Raw genomic sequence first — 18,329 nt, 5'->3', positions numbered from 1 at the left:
GAGTGCGTCGCGCGGGTGAGCGCCTACTCGGATCGCGCGTGCAGCGAAGACGCGCTCCTCGGGACGACGACGGTGACGGCCGGCGGGGCGTATCACTGCCTGCGTCCCGAGGAGGAGGGCGCGGCGCTCGGCAGCATCCGCGCCGAATGGGACGTCAACGAGCTGGGGCTCTGCGAGCCGGCCGGCGGCGAGCCGTACCCGAGACCACCGTCTGCTGCCTCCCGGAGCCCACCGGGTGAGGGTGAGGGGGCGATAGCCCTTGCAGGCCGCCGTCGCGCGGAGGCGACCGGCCTCCGCGGAACCAATTCAGCCACGCCTGCGGCTCATTTCGTCGTGGAGTGGCGTCGTTCTGGCCCTGCTCGGCCTTGCCTTCGTGGCCGCGTCGGCGGCGCGGCGCCGTCACCGCCGCATGGCGGACGAGCGGTAGCGCCGGCTGATCTCCTCTGCACCGATCTGCTCGGCCAGCTACCGGCGGGCCTCGGCCATTCGCGCCTCGCCGTGACCGAACAACCATGGCAGATCGTCGCCCTCGTCCTCGCTACCGTGGGAGTCGCCGAGACAGCCAAGGAAACACGGGCGCGCGAGAGGCACCTCAATGCCCTGGCTTCATCGCATCACGAACACGGGTAGCCTGTCGTCTCGCATTCTTAGGGAGAGCGTACTCTGTCGAGCTACTTGGCGAAGAGCGACCCGTTCCAGACGTAGCGCACCGGCTGCGCTCCCCCCCACGGCAAGAGCAGCGGCTCGAAGCCGCCGACAGGCCCCTTGTCCTGGTTGAAGGGATACGTCTGCTCCGTCCACTCCACGGCTCGCCCGGGGGCGAGCTCGATCCCGACCTTGTCGCCCACGCGAACGAACCTGAGCTCGCCGGAGACCTTCTTGTCGCCGATGCTGCGCGCGACCTCGGCCGCGAAGATGCGCTGGATGCTCTCGCCCTCGACCCGGAAGATGAGCACCACGTCGCGGTCCACGGTCCCGGCGCCCGCCTCCTTCGGCGCCGCCGCGCGCACCGTGCCGTGGACGATGATCTCCGCCTTCCCGTCGCCGGTCAGATCGCGCGCGCTCACCGAGCGGATGTCGGCCGGCGAGGCGAACTGCGCGAGCGTCATGAACGCGTACCCCGCGCCGCCCCGGAAGCCCTTGCCGAACACGACGATGTCGCGGTCGTGCAGGAGCACCCGCTCGGGCTCGCGGCCGCTCGCCACGTCGGCGCCCAGGTCGAACCGCGGCTTGCTCGACGAGGCGCCCCTGTCGCGCCGGTAGAGCGCGTACACCTTGTCGAGCATCTCGGCCGGCGAGAGCGCGGGCGGCTTCGCCGCGCCCCGCGCCTCCTCCGCCTTCGCCGCCGGGCGCGGCCCCGCGGCCGCCGCCTGCCGCTGCTCGCTGGCCTTCGTGAACGCGCCGCCGGTCAGCTTGTAGAGCTGCGACTTGATCGATCCCCACGGCAGGAGCAGCGGGTCGTACGTCGTCTCCACCCCCTCCGCGTAGTTGCTCGCGTCGTACCGGGTCGCCTTGCCCGGCTGCACGCGGATCGCCATCCGGGCGCCGTCGGGGACGAAGTCGACCTCGTTGACGATCGAGCCCTTGTCGGTCGAGATCGCGACCTCGTGCTGGAAGATCGGCCGCGGCGCGTCGCCGGCGCCGAACTGCAGCACGTGCATCACCTCGCGGTACCTGGCGCCGCTGCCGGTGCGCTTCCTCAGGATGAGCTCGGCCTGGCCGTCGCCCGTGAGGTCGCGCGCCGTGAGCGACGGCAGCATCCCCTCGCTGGCGTCGACCCCGAGGTCCTCGAAGTAGTACTGCGCGCCCTTCCGGAACCCGGGGCCGAGGACGACGAGGAAGCGCTCGTGGACGAGCACCCGCTCGCGCATCGCGTCCCCGGCGACGTCGACGACGAGGTCGTACTTCGGGGGGCCGTGGAGGCCCTTGCTCTTGAGGAGGCCGTCGGCGAGCGCGAGCTCCGGCTCGGTCGACAGCGGCGAGAGCGACCCGTACGCCTCCGAGGTGGCGCTGCCGACGACCGCATCGACCCCCCCGCCGCCGTCCGCGTCGTGGACGAAGAGCCCGGCCCGCAGCCCGACCCGGGTCGTCGCCGCCTCGGGGAACGCCGACCACGGGATGCTCGCCTCCAGCGTGTACCCGCCGCTCCGGGGCGCCTCGACAACCCTGGCCCCGGCCGCCACCTTGCCGCCCGGGAGCTTGACGACCCCCGCTGTCTTGCCCGGCTCGCCCGGGTAGAGCGCGACCTCCTGGACCTTCCCGCCCGGGAAGCCGAGGACGAGCTTCACGTGGTCCGCGCCGCCGCGCAGCGCGTCGTCGGTCACGTCGGCCGCCACGTAGACCCGCGCGTCATCGTAGGCGATGGCCGCGTGCGCCGCGAGGTCGGCCTTGCTCGGCTTGCCCTTCACCCGGATGCCGAGGGAGGTGAGCGCCACCGGCCACTCCTTCGGGACCCCGTCGAGCTTGAGCCACTTCGACTCGACAAGCGGCGCCGCGAGCGGCGTCCCGGCGGCGAGGGCGGGGGAGGGCGCGGCGGCGGTCGTCAGCGCGGCCAGCGCGACCGGCGCGAGCGCGGCGAGGCGGGGACCGAGGGCAGGAGCCCCCGGCGCACGGTGGGTGGGTGTTCGACGTCTCATGAGCTCGGGTTTGGACGCCTCTCCGCGCCCGCTTGTTCTTACCACGAGCACTTTGTTTCCGGATCGTCCGGCGTCAGCGCGCCCGGGGCCGCGGCGGAGGGCCTGGACGACGCCCCACGGCGGTCGGCGCGGCTACCCCGGGCGCGGGCGGAGGAGGGGGCCGGCGACGCCGGCCCACCTCGGCGGGTCAGCGGGGCTGGGCGGAGGAGGCGAGGCGGGCAGGGCCGGCGTCGTCGGAGCGGATCCGGCGGTACACGAACTTCGCGATCTCGACGGCCGGCACGATCATCGCCGACAGGACGAGCAGGAGCATCCACTCGTTCGACGACATCTCGTAGGTGCGGAAGACCGGGCGCAGCGCGGGCACGAGCAGCGCGATCAGGTGGATCGCCGCGCTCGCCGCGACCGCCAGGAGGAGCGGCAGGCTCACGAGCGGCTTCGACCCGAAGAGCGAGATCACCGGGCTCCGGCAGCTCCAGGCGTGGAAGAGCGGCGAGAGCGCGAGCAGCGAGAAGGCGACGGCGCGCGTGCGGAGCAGCGCGTCCTCGGTCTGCTCGGACGTCGCGTAGAGCGCCACGGCCGCGAGCCCCATGAACGCGCCGACGTACAGGATGCCCAGGTAGTCGCGCTTCACGAGCAGGCCCTCGTCGCGCGGGCGCGGCGACTCCTCCATGAGCTTCGGATCCGGCGGATCGATGCCGAGCGCGAGCGCCGGCAGGCCGTTCGTCACGAGGTTGATCCAGAGGATCATGAGCGGCGTCAGCGGGGGCCACTTGCCGAAGAACGAGACGACGAACACGGCCACGAGCAGGCCCATGTTCGACGAGAGGAGGAAGAAGATGAACTTCTGGATGTTGCGGTAGATGGCGCGCCCCTCGCGCACCGCCTCGACGATTGTCGCGAAGTTGTCGTCCGCCAGCACGAGGTCCGCCGCCTGCCGCGCCACGTCGGTGCCGCCGCGCCCCATCGCCACGCCGATGTGCGCCTCGCGGAGCGCGGGCGCGTCGTTCACGCCGTCGCCCGTCATCGCCACGATGTGGCCGTGCGCCTTGAACGCCCGCACCAGCCGGAGCTTCTGCTCCGCCGTCGTCCGGGCGAAGACGCGCAGGTGCATGATCCGCCGCGCGAGCTCCTCGTCGCTCATCGCCGCGAGCTCCGCGCCGCTGAGCGCCTCGTCGCCCTCGTCCCAGAGCCCGATCTCCTTCGCGACCGCCGTCGCGGTGAGCCGGTGGTCGCCGGTGATCATGACCGCGCGGATGCCGGCGCGGCGGCACTCGGCCACCGCCTCCTTCACCCCCTGCCGCGGCGGGTCCATCATCCCGACCAGGCCGAGGAACGTGAGCTCGCGCTCGACGTCGGCCTCGTCGCGGCTGACCCGCACGCGGCGGCAGATCGCGAGCACGCGCAGCGCGGACGCGCTCATGCGATCGGCCTCGGCGACGATGGCCTGCCGGTCCTCCTCGGTCAGCGCCCGCACGCCGCTGTTGGCGGCGAACTTCACGCAGAGCGGCAGGAGCACGTCGACGCTCCCCTTCACGTGCGCGATCTCGCGGCCGCGCTCGTCCCGCGTGATCACCGTCATCCGCTTGCGATCGCTGTCGAACGGCAGCTCGTGCACGAACGCGTGCGACGGCGCCACCGACTCGCGCGACTGGCCGCCCTTCGCGGCGAGCGTCAGCAGCGCCGCCTCGGTCGGATCGCCGACGATGCTCCAGCGGCCCGTCGCCTGGTCCTCGTTGAGCGACGCGTTGTTGCAGAGCGCGACCGTCGCGAGCAGGTAGCTGAGCGGCGCCGACGGCTCGACGGCCTCCGCGCCGCCCTCGTCGCGCAGCGCGCCGGCCGGGTTGTACCCCTCGCCGGTCACCGTGAAGTGATGGCCGCCCGCGTAGACGCTCCGGACGGTCATCTCGTTTTGGGTGAGCGTGCCCGTCTTGTCCGACGCGATGATCGTCGCGGCGCCCAGCGTCTCGACCGCGGGCAGCTTGCGCACGATCGCCCCGCGCTTGGCCATGCGCTGCATCCCGAGCGCGAGCGTGATCGTCGTGATCGCCGGCAGCCCCTCGGGGATGGCGGCCACCGCGAGGCTCACGCCCTCGAGCAGCAGCTCGTGCCACGGCCGCCCGCCCCGGATGAACCCCCAGCCGAGCAGCACAGCGGACAGCGCCAGGCACACCCGCAGGATGATCGAGCCGAAGCGGTCGAGGCGCTCCTCGAGCGGCGTCTTCTGCTCGCCGACCGAGCGGATCATCTCGCCGATGCGGCCGAGCTCGGTGTGCACGCCGGTCGCGGTCACCACCGCGCGCCCCTTGCCGCGCACGATGCTCGTGCCGGTGAAGACCATCGTGACCCGGTCCCCGAGCGGCGCGTCGTGCGCGACCGGGGCGAGGGCGTCCTTGACCGCGGCCGCGCTCTCGCCTGTCAGCGCCGCCTCCTCGGTGGCGAAGCTGATCGTCTGCACGAGCCGCGCGTCGGCCGGGATCGCGTCGCCCGCCTCGAGCTCGAGGATGTCGCCGGGCGCGACGTCCTCGGCCGCGATGACCATGGTCTTGCCGCCGCGGCGCACGCGCGCGTTCGGCGCGCTGAGCTTCTGGAGGGCCTCCAGGGCCGCCTCGGCGCGCCGCTCTTGGTAGTACCCGAGGAACGCGTTCAGGATCACGATCAGCAGGATCGCGATCGCGTCGCCGAACCGGTGGAGGAAGCTCTCCGATTTGTCGGCGGTGAAGCCCACGACCACGGCGATCGTCGCCGCGGCGAGGAGCGTGAGCACGAGCGGGTTCGCGAACTGCTCGAGGATCCGGAGGAGCGCGCTCTTCTTCTTCGACTCGGGCAGGCGGTTCTTCCCGTGCTCCTCGAGGCGCTTCTGCGCCTCGGCCTCGGTGAGCCCGCCGGACGAGCTCACCCCGACGCGCTCTAGGAACGCGCCGAGCTCTTCGGCATGGACGGGGATGGGGGCGGAGGGGGGAGCGGCGCTCGACTCGGTCCGGCGGAGCGCCGTGGCAGCTTGGCTCATGGGCGGGCGTGCTCTAGCGCTTCATCCTGGCTTGTTCACGTTGTTCTTCGGCCTCGAGCTCCGCGATGGCCGCCGCGAGCTCGTCCTGCTCGGCCTGGGGCATGCCGGTCGGCGCGCCGCCCGCCCCGGCCACGCGCACCTGCTGCGGCGCGGGCGCGGGCGGCGGCTCCGGCGGCAGCACGCCCATCTTCCGCTTCAGCGCGAGCAGATCGTCGTCCGCGCCCGCGGTCGCCTCGAGCTGCCCGAACTTGTGCGCCAGCGTGTCGCCCGTGTACTGCTCGGCGATCTCCCCCGCGGCCTCGGCCTCGGCCTCGATCTGATCGATCTTGTTCGCCATCCGGTCGAACGTCTCGAAGGCGGAGGCGTTGTTGAGACCGCTCATGGTCTCCTGGATCGCCTTCTGCGCCTCGGCCCGCTTTTTCCGGGCGATGAGCACGTTCTTCTTGCGCTTCGCCTCCTCGATCTTGTTGTTCAGGAGGCGCAGCGCCGTCTTGAGCTGGTCGACGGCCTGCTTCTGCTTCTGCCACTGGTCCTTGTAGGTGGTGGCGAGCTGGTCGTGCTCCTTCTTGCGGTTCAGCGCCTCCTTGGCGAGCGCGTCGTCCCCGGCCTTGATCGCGAGCATGGCCCTGCGCTCCCACTCCGCGGCGTTCGCGGCCTCCTGCTCGGCCTGCTTGGCCAGCCGCTTCTCGTCGGCGATCGACACGGCGACCTGCTTCTTCGCCTCGATCAGCTGGTTCGACATGTCGATGACGACCTGGTTCAGCATCTTCTCGGGGTCCTCCGAGCGGCTGATGAGGTCGTTCAGGTTCGACTTGATGAGGGTCGCAAGGCGCGCGAAAATTCCCATAGATCAGCTCCAACTCTCGGGTAGCGCAGGGGTCGAAGGCGCGGCGGGTCTACTCAGCTCAGCGCGAGATCGTGCAGCACCGGGACGTGACGGGCGAGCGCGAGATCGATGTCGCTCAAGATCGCCTCGAGCTCGTTCATGTCCAGGTTCTCGAGCTCCAGCGCCGCCGACAGGACCACGGTGCCCGCCTCGATCCCGTACGACGCGTGCATGAGATCCGTCGCGTTGTACTCCAGCAAGCGGCGGAAGAGCTTGGTCTGGTGAGCGTCGTCCCCGGGCACGGGGCCGATCGTGACGCGCACCGCCACGATCGGCGGATCGATGCGGATCGCGATCGGCGGCGCGTCGGGCCCCCCCGAGACGAGGTAGGTACCGGCGTCGTTGTCGAACCGGCGATCGAGCTGCAGGAGGTAAGTTTCGACGTCCTCGGCTGTACGCGGCATGGCGCGGCGAGCCTACAGAATCATGCGGCTTCGGGCTAGTGCCGCGGCCCCACAAGTTCCTCCCGGGATTCCGCGTCGTGACGCGGACCACGGCCGCGCGCGCCGCTGCGGGGCGCGCGGCGCCGCTCCCTCCGCGCGCCTCTCGCGCCCCCCGCGCGTCGCGCCGGCGGGGCCGCCACGCGACACGACGCTCCGCGCCGCCCACGGAGGCGCGCGCCTCGGAGATCGCGGCTTTTGCCAGCTCTCGCTTTTTTCTCACCCGTTTGAGAATGGCGGTGGTACGGTCCCGATCCAGGTTACGTGGCGATCCACCCGGGCGACATTGTTGCTGGCTACCGTGTCACCCGCCTGCTCGGGCGGGGCGGGATGGGCGAAGTCTGGGCCGCGACACGGGAATCGGACATGCACCCGGTGGCCATCAAGGTCCTGCTCGCGCGCGCCGCGATGAAGCCCGACCTCGTGCGGCGCTTCGACCGGGAGGCGAAGATCGCCTCGGCCATCAAGAGCCCGTACGTCTGCCAGCTCCTCGAGGTCAACGAGACGGACGACGGCGCGCACCTGCTCGTGTTCGAGCAGCTCGACGGCGAGTCGCTGGCGGACCGGCTGAAGCGCGAGCAGTACCTGCCGTTCAGCGAGGTCGGGCCGATCATCGACGACGTGCTCCAGGGGCTCGTGGCCGCGCACGCCGCGGGCGTCGTCCACCGCGATCTGAAGCCGGGCAACATCTACCTGGAGCACCTCGGCCTGCCGGACAGGCGCGAGCGCGCGAAGATCCTCGACTTCGGCATCTCCAAGATCACGCGGCGCGAGAAGGAGGAGCCGACGCTCACCGCCTTCGACGCGACGCTCGGCTCGTTCGCGTACATGGCGCCGGAGCAGGTGCGGGGCGCGGCGCGGGCCGACGAGCGGGCCGACATCTACGCGGTCGGCGCGGTGGCCTTCAGGGCCCTGTCCGGGCGGCTGCCGTTCGAGGGCGCGACGGCGGCGGTGCTCGTCGCGATGAAGCTCGACCGCGCGGCCCCGTCGCTCGCCGAGGCGACCGGCGAGAAGTGGCCGGTGGGCATCGAGCGCTTCCTCGAGCGCGCGCTCGATCGCCGGCGCGAGCGGCGCTTCAGCTCCGCGGAGGAGGCGCTCACGAGCTGGCGCGCCATCCAGCCGGCGAACATCACGCGCGCGGTGCGCCGCTCGCAGCGGAGCCGGCTCCCCTCCGAGCTGCCCGAGGCGCTCCTGGAGGACAACCCCACGGTGGTCGACGGCCCCCCGACGATGACCGAGAACGGCGGCTTCTCCGACGCCGGCCAGAGCGCGCCGCCCCCGCCGCCGCCGAGCAGGACGGGCAGCCTGACCCCGACGCCGCTCAGCAGGACGAGCGCGCCGCCGGCGCCGCCGAGCAGGACGAGCGTCCCGCCGCCGCCGCCGAGCAGGACGGGCGGCGTCCCGCCTCCGCCGCCGAGCAGGACGAGCGTCACGCCGCCGCCGCCGAGCAGGACGGGCGGCGCGCCGCCGCCGCCGCCGAGCAGGGCGGGCGTGGCGCCGCCGCCGCCGCCGAGCAGGGCGGGGGTCGCGCCGCCGCCGCCGCCGAGCAGGGCGGGCGTGGCGCCGCCGCCGAGCAGGGCGGGGGTCGCGCCGCCGCTGCCGCCGAGCAGGGCGGGCGTGGCGCCGCCGCCGCCGCCGAGCAGGGCGGGCGCAGAGATCCCCCGGCCGGAGGGCCCTCCTTCGCGCCGCAAACCAGAGAGGCAGTGAGTTGCTCGACGCAACGGTAGGCACGAAGAACAGGGTCGAGGTGCGCGGCGGGCGCATCCGCCCGACGAAGTCGTCCGCCGCGCGGGGCGGCGGATGGCTGGAGATCGGCACCGACCCCGTGATCGTGGGCCGCAACGCGGCCTGTCAGCTCGTCCTCGACGACGCCAAGGTGAGCGCTGTGCACGCCGAGTTCGTCGCCACCGAGCAGGGCGTGCGCGTGCGCGACCTCGACAGCAGGAACGGCACCTTCGTCGGCGGCGTGCGGGTCGGCGACATCTACCTGCTCACCACCACGAAGCTCCGGCTCGGCGAGACGGAGATCCAGTTCGAGCCGCTGCGCCCCGAGCGCATCACGGTCTCGGCGATCCCGTCGTTCGGCCCGCTCGTGGCGAGCAGCCCCGGGATGCGCGCCATCTTCGAGCGCCTCTCCAAGATGGCGCCGACCGACCTCACGGTGCTCATCACGGGCGAGACCGGCACGGGCAAGGAGCTCGTCGCCCAGGCGCTGCACCTCGCGAGCACCCGCTCGAAGAAGCCGTTCGTCGTCGTCGACTGCGGCTCGATCCCGCCGACCCTGGCCGAGGCGACGCTGTTCGGCCACGAGCGCGGCGCGTTCACGGGCGCTGTCGACAAGCGCCTCTCGCCGTTCCTCGAGGCGGACGGCGGGACGATCTTCCTCGACGAGCTCGGCGAGCTGCCGCTCGAGGTGCAGCCGAAGCTCCTCCGCGCGCTCGCCGAGCGCCGCATCAAGAGCGTCGGCGGATCGAGCTACCGCGAGGTCGACGTGCGGGTGCTGGCGGCGACGCGCCGCGATCTCGTGCGGGCCGTCAACGCCGGCAACTTCCGGAGCGACCTCTACTTCCGCGTCGCGCAGATCAAGATCGAGCTGCCGGCGCTCCGGCAGCGCGTCGAGGACATCCCGGTGCTCGTCCGCCGGATGCTGAAGGACCTCGGCGACGAGACCGCGTACGAGCGCGTCTCGAACAGCACGCTCGAGCGGCTGATGCGGCACGACTGGCCGGGCAACGTCCGCGAGCTCCGGAACGCTGTCGCCGTCGCGTTCGCGCTGGCGGCCGAGGGCGAGGAGATCGACATCGCGGCGCACCTCGGCGCGCTCACCGAGACGCCGGTGCACGGCAACTCGTCGCCGTCGATCCACCCGGCCGGCGGCGGCGGCGGGAGCTTCAACGGGTCGTTCGCGTCGCTGAAGGGCCGGCAGTTCCAGGAGGCGAAGCGCGACGTCCTCGCGCGGTTCGAGCGCGACTACTTCGCCGCCCTCTCCGAGGACGCGAAGGGCAACGTGAGCGAGATGGCGCGGCGCGCGGGCATGGAAAGGGCGCACGTGCGGGCTTACCTTCGCCGCCACGGCATCGGCGCGAAGCAAGAATCGGAGTGAACGGCGAGTGACCGGCGCGCCGCGTGGAAACAGTACCAACTTTCTGGCGCGCGCGTTAGTAAATAGTGCTGACTTAGTCCTCGCGGCGCCTGATCACATCGCCGCGGCCTCGTCGTCGCCGGACGGCGCGCTCGCGTCGGCCTCGAACAGGCTCTCCAGCTCCAGCGCCGCCTGCTTCGCGGTCTGGATGAGCTTGGCCTCGTCGTTGTGGACCGCGTGCCCCCGGAGGAGCGCCTGCTCGTCGTGCGCCCTGAACCGCTCGACTGTCGCGCGGGCGTCCGGCGGCCGCATCCCGAGCCCCTCGAGCACGCGCTCGGCCACCTCGAGCGACGACAGGAACGTCTCCCGCTCCAGCACCTTCACGCCGACGTCCATGAGCTGGTACGCGTGCTGGCGGTTCCGGGCGCGCGCGTAGATCTCGAGGTTCGGGAAGTGCCGCTTCACCACCTCCGCCGTCTTCACGGAGGACGCGACGTCGTCGATCGCCAGCACGAAGACCTTCGCCTTGTCGGCGCGCGCCGCGCGGAGCAGGTCGAGCCGGGAGGCGTCGCCGTAGTAGATCTTGTTGCCGTACTGGCGGACGAAGTCGACCTGGGCCGCGCTCGCCTCGAGCGCGGTGAACGGGATCTTCCTCGTGCGGAGGACGCGGGAGACGATCTGCCCGAAGCGGCCGTAGCCGGCGATGATGACCCTGGGGTCGCTGTCCTCGATCGCGTCGAACGCCCGCGCCGGGCCGGGCCGCCGCCATCGCCGGACGAGCGCGTCGCCGGCGGCGATGAGCAGCGGCGTGAGCGCCATCGACAGGGTGACAACGACGACAAGGAGCTCGGAGAGGCGCCGGTCCAGGATGCCCTGCGCGGCGGCGAGCCCGAAGAGGACGAACGCGAACTCGCCCCCCTGCGGGAGCGTGAGCGCGAGGTCGCGCGCGGAGCCCGCGCCGTGCCCGCTCGCCCTGCCCAGGCCGAACAGGACGGCGGCCTTGAGCGCCATCACGCCGACGACGAGCCCGAGGACGAGCGCCGGCTGGTCGGCGAGGAGGCCGATGTTCGCCGACATGCCGACAGCGATGAAGAAGAGCCCCATGAGCAGGCCCTTGAACGGCTCGATGTCCGCCTCGAGCTCGTGGCGGTACTCCGAGTCGGCGAGCAGCACGCCCGCCATGAAGGCGCCGAGCGACATGGAGAGGCCCACGTGGACCATGAGCAGCGCGGAGCCGAGGACGACGAGCAGCGCCGCGGCGGTGAAGATCTCGTGGGCGTGCGCGGCGGCGATGGCCCGGAAGGCGGGCCGCACGAGGTAACGGCCGCCGACGACGACGGCGAGCACCACGGCGACAGCCGTGAGCGACGAGGCGAGGGAGCCCCCCTCGGGCGGGGCGCCGCCCCCCTCGGCCGGGGCCCCCGGCCCGAGCAGCGGCAGCACAGCGAGCAGCGGGATGACGGCGAGGTCCTGGAACAGCAGGATGGCGAACGCGGAGCGGCCGTGCTGCGCCTGCATCTGGCCCTTCTCGGCCAGGATCTGCAGCACGAACGCCGTGGACGAGAGCGAGAGCCCGACGCCCGCGATGGCCGCCGCGTCGACGCGCAGGCCGAGCGCGACCCCGATCGCCGCGATCAGCGCGCCCGTGACAGCGACCTGCGTGCCGCCGAGGCCGAACACGGCGCGGCGCAGCACCCACAGCCGGGACGGCTGGAGCTCCAGGCCGATGAGGAAGAGGAGCAGCACGACGCCGAGCTCCGAGAAGTGGAGGATCGCCTCGACGTTGGTGACGAGCCGCAGCCCCCACGGTCCGATGAGCCCGCCCGCCACCAGGTAGCCGAGCACCGCGCCGAGCCCGATCCGCTTGAACAGCGGCACGGCGACGACGGCCGCGCCGAGGAAGATGGCGGCGTCAGACAGCAAGCTCATGCGTCGTGAGACTCCTTCGGGCTCTGCTCCGGGAGCGCGGGGCAACGGGTGCGCGGAATGCGCGGCGCGCCTGGGCAGTAGGGGCCGGCGCGGCGCCGTGATAAGCACGATCCGCCATGCAGATCGAGCTCATCGCCACGGCAAGCGAAGATTCCGCCTACCTGCCCCGGGTGGGGCTCGGCACGCTCGCGGCGCTCACGCCCCCCGAGGACGAGGTCATCTACACCGATGACGTCGTGCAGCCCTTCGATCTCCAGCGCGACGTCAAGGACGTCGACCTCGTCGGCATCAGCGTCGACAGCAAGACAGCGCGCCGGAGCTACGATATCGCCGCCGCGTACCGCAGGCGCGGCGTGAAGGTCGTCCTCGGGGGCATCCACCCCACCGCGTGCCCGGACGAGGCGATGCAGCACGCGGACGCCGTCGTCGTCGGCGAGGCCGAGGACGCGTGGCCCGCCCTGCTCGCGGACGCGAAGCGCGGCGAGCTCAAGCCGATCTACCGCCCCGAGCTGCCGAGCCTCGCGGGCAGGCCCGCCCCGCGGCGCGATCTGTTCACGTCGAAGAAATACATCCCGTTCCAGGTCGTGCAGACCATGCGCGGCTGCCCCTATCCGTGCGAGTTCTGCAGCGTATCGACGGCCAACGGCACCACGATGCGGTTCCGCCCGACCGACGAGGTGCTGAGCGAGCTCAGGTCGCTCGGCAAGCTCATCATGTTCGCGGACGACAACGTGATGATCCACCGGGCCTACTCGAAGGAGCTGTTCACCCGGATGATCCCGCTCAAGAAGCACTGGATAGGCCAGTGCTCGCTCGCCGCGGTCAAGCGCCTCGAGAACGTGAAGCTCATGGCCGAGAGCGGGTGCAAGGCGCTCTTCATCGGCTTCGAGAGCATCGACGACGAGACGGTCAAGTTCACCGGCAAGCGGCAGAACCGTCCCTCCCAGTACAAGGAGACGATGGCGATGCTCCACGATCACGGCATCTCCGTCTGGGGGAGCTTCGTCTTCGGCTTCGACACGGACGACCCCGAGGTGTTCGATCGCACCGTGGAGTTCGGCATCGACATGAAGCTGACGATGGCGCTGTACGCCATCCTGACCCCGTATCCGGCGACGCAGCTCTACCGCCGCCTCAAGGCCGAGGGGCGCCTCACCGACGAGCGCTGGTGGCTGCGCCGCGACCACGACGCCGGCTCACCCTACTTCGTGCCCAAGCAGATGTCCCGGGAGCGCCTCCGGGAGGGGTGGGTGTCCGCGTGGACGAAATTCTACTCGCCCACGTCGATATGGCGCAGGTTCACCCTGTCACGGCAGTCGAGCTGGATTCAGCTCGCCGGGTTCTTCCCGCTGAACTTCATGCAGCACACGCTCGCGCACCGCAAGATCGCGGGCGGCGAGCAGCGCTTCCGGTCCGGCGTGCACATCGAGGAGACGGCCTCTCCGCCCGCGGCGCAGCCGGAGGCGCAGCAGCCCCAGCCGGCGAAGGCCGGGGGCGGAAGGCACCTGCCGATCCTCGGTTGACGCGCCCGCCTCCGGGCTCGCCGCGGCCCTGCGCAGATGCCGCCATGAGCGCCGCGGCCCGGCGCGCCGGTGGCCCGCCGGCCCCGATGACGCGGTGTCCCTGCCGCGCCGCTCCTCACGCCTCGGCGCCGCGCGTCGTCGGCTGCGCGGAGGCGACGCGCGGCAGCGCGAGGCCGTCGATCGCCCCCGGATCCGTGGCAGCGCCCCGACGCGGGAGGCGCGCTGTCCCGCGGCTACAGCAACGCTGTCGCTTGGTGAATTTGCTACACTCGCATGAGCTCCTGGAACGCCGGGGGTGTCGGGCGGGGGGTGAGCCCGTATTGTCCCCGCATCGAAGATCCCTCGAAATGGAGGTCTCATGGGTCGACTGCGTTTCTCCTCCTCGCTCCTCATCTTCGCGGGCGTCGCGGCGTCCAGCGCCGGCGTCGTGGCGAGCTGCAGCGCGACGGGCGGGGTCAATCCCGGCGGCAGTGGCGGACACCGGGCCGGGGAGGGGGGCGACGCCGGCCACGGCGGGGCGGGCGCCACGGCCGGCGAGGGCGGCGCCCCGGGCGGGCTGGGCGGCCTCCTCGACATCGATGGCGGGCAGGAGCCGTCGGACGACGTGACGGTGAACCCGTGCGGGACGGCGTGCGGCGAGGAGGAGCTGTGCACCGGCGCGCACCTCGGCCTCGACGACAACTGCAACGGCATGATCGACGAGACCTGCCCGTGCGTCGCCGGCCAGGCGCACTCCTGCTTCCGCGGCGACCCGTCGTTCCGGAACAGCGAGGGGTGCTTCCCCGGCTCCCAGCTCTGCGACGAGACGGGCACGTGGGGCCCGTGCGTCGGCGGCGTGCACGCCGACGAGGCCTGTTACGTGAACAGCTCCGTCGCCTGCTACCCGATCCAGGCGCCGCCCTTCGCCAACGTCGACCTCAAGACGGGCACCGGCATCTTCAGCGACGATGCGGTCGAGGGCTCCGAGCGGTGGACCGTGGCCTGCCCCGAGGGCATCGACCCGTGCCCCGCCGTGAGCGGGGCGAACCCCGCGGACGATTTCAAGCCGCTCCAGTCGGGCGAGTACACGGTCACGTACACGAAGCGCGTCGCGAGCGGCGCGACCCAGAGCTGTCAGTACCCGCTGTTCGTCGGCGCCGGCGGGCTGCGCGTCGAGCTGGAGTGGGAGCACGACTTCGGCTCTGTCGATCTCGACCTGCACCTGCACAAGCCGAACAACACGCAGCCGTGGGCCACCGCGGGCTCTGCGTTCGACTGCGGCTGGGGCAACTGCACCATCAAGGAGCTCGCGTCCGGCCCGGGCGGCTCTGCGCCCGGATCGAACCTCCGCTGGTTCAGCGACAGCGCGACGCCGCCCGATCCGGTGAACTGGTTCCTCGATCCGGTGGACAGCAACAACTCCTGCTTCTTCGCCCCCCGGGGCGTGGGGGAGCTCTGGCGGGACAACGAGATGGGCTGCCACAACCCGCGGCTCGACCTCGACAACGCGAATTGCGACCCCACCGCGACCAGCCCCGACCACGAATACTTCTGCGCGCCCGAGAACATCAACGTCGACTTCCCCCCGAAGCGCCAGTGGATGCGGGTCGGCGTGCACTACTATTCTCACGGCGGGGTGCCCCACGACATCCACCCGCGCATCAAGATCTTCTGCAACAGCGCCCTCGGGGCCGATCTCGGGCCCACCGGCTTCTACAGCCCCGAGCTGCCCGTCGCCTTCGCCCCCGGGGACGTCCGCGACAGGTTCTGGCTCGTCGCCGACGTCATCTTCCCCGAGCCCGACGAGTGCGGCCAGCAGACCTGCGTCGTCCAGCCGCTCTACCGGAACGCAGACACGAAGACGCCGCTGCTCACCACGAAGGACTACGTCGAGGCGAACTTCGGTCCAGCCTACCCGCCGCTCCCCTGACCGCGGGCGCGCTGCGCCGCTCTCCTGACCGCGGGCGCGGTGCGCCGCTCCCCTGACCGCGGGCGCGGCGCTCCCGTCCGGACGGGAGCGTCGCGCCCGCGGCACCCGCGCGCCGGCGCCGGCGCCGCGACGCGCGGCGCGGCGCCGTGACCGGGGAGCGAGGCAATGAGTCTGTAGTGAATCGCCTGATGGTGATTCGCCTGACTCCGTGCCTCCGGACAGCGCGCCTCGTCGAGCTCGCGGCTGTTCGTTATCGGCGGCGTCGGCCGCGCGCCGTGCTAGGGAGTTCTGCGTGGCACCCTGTTGAACCTGTAAAATCGTTTTGCCTCTTACCCGATGAGGTGGAGGCGTGGTGTTCTGCCATCCCCGTTCGCGCGATCTCGCGCGAAAGCGCGCGTCACGGGGCCGCGGCGTGTCTCCGCTTTGCTAAGCTACGGAGCGCTTCGCCGTGGCGCTGAGCGGAGGTGAGCCCGCTGCGACCCTGCGCCGCGTTCCCTCACGTGGAGGTATCATGTTTCGTCTTCGTGTCCTGTCCGTGCTCCCCTTCGTGATCGCAGCCGCGGGGTCGAGCGCCGTCGTTGCGGCCGGCTGCAGCGCCGAGGGCAAGCGGTTTGATTTCGGCGATGTGACGGAGGGGGGCGGCTCCGGCGTGGGCGGCTCGGGAGGCCCCCGCGGCGGCTCGGGCGGCGCCAGCGTGGCGGGCGCCGCGCCCGAGGGCGACGACTCGGACTCGGACGGCTTCGGCGGCAACCTCATCATTGATGGAGGGGCGACCGACGAGACCCCCGACGTGGCGGTCAACCCGTGCGGGAGCGCCTGCGGCCCGGTGGAGCTGTGCGGCGTGGATGAGCTCGGTATCGACCACGACGGGCTGGACGACAACTGCAACGGCATGATCGACGAGACATGCGCGTGCATCGCCGGCCAGGCGCACTCCTGCTTTCGCGGGGACCCGTCGTACCGGCAGAGCGCCGGGTGCTTCCCAGGCACCCAGCTCTGCGACGAGACGGGCACGTGGGGGCCGTGCGTCGGCGGCGTGCACGCGGACCAGAGCTGCCACCTGAACGACGCGGCGGGCTGCCATCCGATCCAGGCGGCGCCCTTCGCCACCGTCGATCTCAAGGAGGGGACCGGCACGTTCAGCGCGGACGCCGTCGAGGGCTCCGAGGCGTGGACGGTGACCTGCCCCGCGGGCGTGGACCCGTGCCCCTCCGTGGGCGGGACGGAGCCGAGGGACGATTTCAAGCCGCTTCAGTCGGGCGAGTACACGGTCACGTACACGAAACAGGGGGCGGACGGCGAGAGCGCGACCTGCACCTACCCGCTGTTCATCGGCGCGCGCGGCCTCCGCGTCGAGCTCGAGTGGGAGCACGAGCCGTACAGCGTCGACCTGGATCTCTACCTCCACAAGCCGAACAACACGCAGCCCTGGAAGGTCGGCGGCTCGAACGTCGCGTGCGGCTACGGCAACTGCACGATCGACACCCTCACGGACGACGACCCGGGCATCACCTGGTTCAGCGATACGGCGACGCCGCCCGATCCGGTGGACTGGTACCTGGATCCCGAGGAGACGAACAACACCTGCTTCTACGCGCCCCGCGGGGTGGGGGAGAAGTGGCGCCGCGACGGCAGAGGCTGCCATAACCCGCGGCTCGATCTCGACAACATCTCCTGCGCTCAGGAGACGACCGACCCCGACGATCCGACGTTCTGCGCGCCGGAGAACATCAACGTCGATTTTCCGCCCAAGTCAGGGTGGATGCGGGTCGCCGTCCACTACTTCGGCGGCGAGGTGTCGTTCAACGTGCACCCGCGGATCAAGATCTTCTGCAACGGCGAGCTCGGGGCCGACCTCGGGCCCACCGGCTTCCACGACCCCGAGGAGCCGGTCACCTTCCTCCCGGAGGACTCGGGCGAGCGGTTCTGGCTCGTCGCCGACGTGGTGTTCCCCGACCCGGGGGCGTGCGGCACCAGCACGTGCGTTGTCAGGCCGCTCTACGCGGACGAGACGACGAAGACGCCGGTCCTCGTGAACACCCGGACGGCCACCACGAGCTTCGGCCCGCCCTACCCCAGCCTGCCGTCGCCCTGAGGGTCGGCGCAGGCCGGCGGCGTGACGGGCGGGAGCGCGCCGGTCACGCCTCGACGCCGGCTCGCTTGAGGAAGGCGAGCGCCGGTCCGAGCGCGTAGGCGGGCCCCTTGCCGAGGCGCAGCCGCTCCCCTGTCGAGAGCTGGAGGAGCAGCCACCGCGGCGCGAGGCCCGGCTCGTCGACCTCGGCGTCCAGCGCCGGCGGGGTCGAGACGCGGGCGATCGCCTGTACTGGAAAAATCCGCCGGAAGCCGCGGCCCTCCTGGACGATCTCGGCGCGCTCGAAATCGAGGCGGAAGCGCCCGTGGAAGCGGCGGCGGCGGCGGACGAAGAGCAGCGCGGCGGTGGCTGCCGCGGTCCAGGTCGCGGCGATGAAGACGATGGGGAAGGGGGCTGCCCTGGCGGCGACGATGCCCACGATGACAAGCGAGGCGGTCAGGGCGAAGGCGGCGACGCGGCGCACGGCGAGGTCGAGGCCGTCGCCGGGGCAGTCGCAGACGAGCACGGTGGGGCCGAGCGCCAGGATGGTGCCGTCGGCGTTCGAGAGCAGGACGTCTCCTTCAGGTTCGGCTTCAGGCACTGCGTTCCTCCCGGTGGGGTGAGGGGCTCGATACCGCAATCCGGGGGGAGAGGCCGCTCCTCTCGGAGGCGGCGCGGAGCGAGGGGGCCGGCGCGAACGGAACGCGAGGGAGGGAGAAGGGCGGGCCGAGATGCCTGCCGGGGTCTGCGTGGTAAAGCCGTCTTCGCGTCGCACGGTAGAGAGAGGCCGCTGGGACGCGATCGGGGGGCGCCTCGACCGGGGCAAACGGGGGTGGACCGTCA

The 18,329-nt window shown here is 71.9% G+C and carries 11 protein-coding genes; 5 read left to right on the top strand and 6 right to left on the bottom strand.

Going from position 1 to position 18,329, the window contains the following annotated elements; all coding sequences use genetic code 11:
- Positions 1 to 671 precede the first annotated feature (671 nt).
- The 4 genes from WMF42_RS28705 to WMF42_RS28690 form a co-directional block, all read right to left on the bottom strand.
- Positions 672 to 2,636, bottom strand: a complete 1,965-nt coding sequence (locus WMF42_RS28705; RefSeq protein ID WP_437686091.1) for a hypothetical protein — start codon at positions 2,634 to 2,636, stop codon at positions 672 to 674.
- 187 nt (positions 2,637 to 2,823) lie between these two features.
- A complete protein-coding gene (locus WMF42_RS28700) occupies positions 2,824 to 5,646 on the bottom strand; it encodes a cation-translocating P-type ATPase (protein WP_437686089.1) in 2,823 nt (940 codons plus the stop codon).
- A 13-nt stretch (positions 5,647 to 5,659) separates the two neighbouring features.
- Positions 5,660 to 6,493 carry a PspA/IM30 family protein gene (locus WMF42_RS28695; RefSeq protein WP_061607082.1) on the bottom strand — a complete coding sequence of 278 codons (834 nt, stop codon included), beginning with the start codon at positions 6,491 to 6,493 and terminating at the stop codon, positions 5,660 to 5,662.
- A 53-nt stretch (positions 6,494 to 6,546) separates the two neighbouring features.
- Positions 6,547 to 6,936 (bottom strand): hypothetical protein, encoded by a 390-nt coding sequence (locus WMF42_RS28690; protein ID WP_061607083.1) that lies wholly within the window; start codon positions 6,934 to 6,936, stop codon positions 6,547 to 6,549.
- Positions 6,937 to 7,236: 300 nt separating this feature from the next.
- Here WMF42_RS28690 and WMF42_RS28685 point away from each other — a divergent pair, with 300 nt between their 5' ends.
- Both WMF42_RS28685 and WMF42_RS28680 read left to right on the top strand, forming a co-directional pair.
- Positions 7,237 to 8,679, top strand: a complete 1,443-nt coding sequence (locus WMF42_RS28685) for a protein kinase domain-containing protein (protein WP_437686087.1) — start codon at positions 7,237 to 7,239, stop codon at positions 8,677 to 8,679.
- Between the two features lies 1 nt (position 8,680).
- Entirely contained in the window at positions 8,681 to 10,075 is a 1,395-nt protein-coding gene (locus WMF42_RS28680) for a sigma 54-interacting transcriptional regulator (RefSeq protein ID WP_061605516.1), read from the top strand.
- A 93-nt stretch (positions 10,076 to 10,168) separates the two neighbouring features.
- Here the strand turns inward: WMF42_RS28680 and WMF42_RS28675 are convergent, their stop codons facing one another.
- Positions 10,169 to 11,983 carry a monovalent cation:proton antiporter-2 (CPA2) family protein gene (locus WMF42_RS28675; protein WP_437686085.1) on the bottom strand — a complete coding sequence of 605 codons (1,815 nt, stop codon included), beginning with the start codon at positions 11,981 to 11,983 and terminating at the stop codon, positions 10,169 to 10,171.
- A gap of 116 nt (positions 11,984 to 12,099) precedes the next feature.
- Between WMF42_RS28675 and WMF42_RS28670 the strand changes: the two genes are divergently transcribed.
- From WMF42_RS28670 to WMF42_RS28660, 3 genes are all read left to right on the top strand, one after another.
- Entirely contained in the window at positions 12,100 to 13,506 is a 1,407-nt protein-coding gene (locus WMF42_RS28670) for a B12-binding domain-containing radical SAM protein (protein ID WP_061605514.1), read from the top strand.
- A gap of 358 nt (positions 13,507 to 13,864) precedes the next feature.
- The gene (locus WMF42_RS28665; protein ID WP_437686083.1) at positions 13,865 to 15,415 is read left to right on the top strand and encodes a hypothetical protein; all 1,551 of its coding nucleotides are present in this window, start codon (positions 13,865 to 13,867) and stop codon (positions 15,413 to 15,415) included.
- 511 nt (positions 15,416 to 15,926) lie between these two features.
- Positions 15,927 to 17,510 (top strand): hypothetical protein, encoded by a 1,584-nt coding sequence (locus WMF42_RS28660; RefSeq protein WP_061606324.1) that lies wholly within the window; start codon positions 15,927 to 15,929, stop codon positions 17,508 to 17,510.
- Positions 17,511 to 17,553: 43 nt separating this feature from the next.
- Here WMF42_RS28660 and WMF42_RS28655 read toward each other — a convergent pair whose 3' ends face one another.
- A complete protein-coding gene (locus WMF42_RS28655) occupies positions 17,554 to 18,087 on the bottom strand; it encodes a hypothetical protein (protein ID WP_061606323.1) in 534 nt (177 codons plus the stop codon).
- Between the last annotated feature and the right edge of the window lie 242 nt (positions 18,088 to 18,329).

It is taken from the genome of Sorangium sp. So ce176 (assembly GCF_051519835.1).
In the GTDB taxonomy this organism is placed as follows: Bacteria; Myxococcota_A; Polyangia; order Polyangiales; family Polyangiaceae; genus Sorangium; species Sorangium cellulosum_G.
Note: the sequence above shows the minus strand (reverse complement) of the source record. Positions and strands in the feature narration are given on the sequence as shown.

Bases quoted from the DNA above. Each gene is read 5' to 3' on its own strand.
- WMF42_RS28705 (WP_437686091.1), bottom strand. From the start codon at position 2,636: ATGAGACGTCGAACACCCACCCACCGTGCGCCGGGGGCTCCTGCCCTC.
- WMF42_RS28700 (WP_437686089.1), bottom strand. From the start codon at position 5,646: ATGAGCCAAGCTGCCACGGCGCTCCGCCGGACCGAGTCGAGCGCCGCT.
- WMF42_RS28695 (WP_061607082.1), bottom strand. From the start codon at position 6,493: ATGGGAATTTTCGCGCGCCTTGCGACCCTCATCAAGTCGAACCTGAAC.
- WMF42_RS28690 (WP_061607083.1), bottom strand. From the start codon at position 6,936: ATGCCGCGTACAGCCGAGGACGTCGAAACTTACCTCCTGCAGCTCGAT.
- WMF42_RS28675 (WP_437686085.1), bottom strand. From the start codon at position 11,983: ATGAGCTTGCTGTCTGACGCCGCCATCTTCCTCGGCGCGGCCGTCGTC.
- WMF42_RS28670 (WP_061605514.1), top strand. From the start codon at position 12,100: ATGCAGATCGAGCTCATCGCCACGGCAAGCGAAGATTCCGCCTACCTG.
- WMF42_RS28665 (WP_437686083.1), top strand. From the start codon at position 13,865: ATGGGTCGACTGCGTTTCTCCTCCTCGCTCCTCATCTTCGCGGGCGTC.
- WMF42_RS28660 (WP_061606324.1), top strand. From the start codon at position 15,927: ATGTTTCGTCTTCGTGTCCTGTCCGTGCTCCCCTTCGTGATCGCAGCC.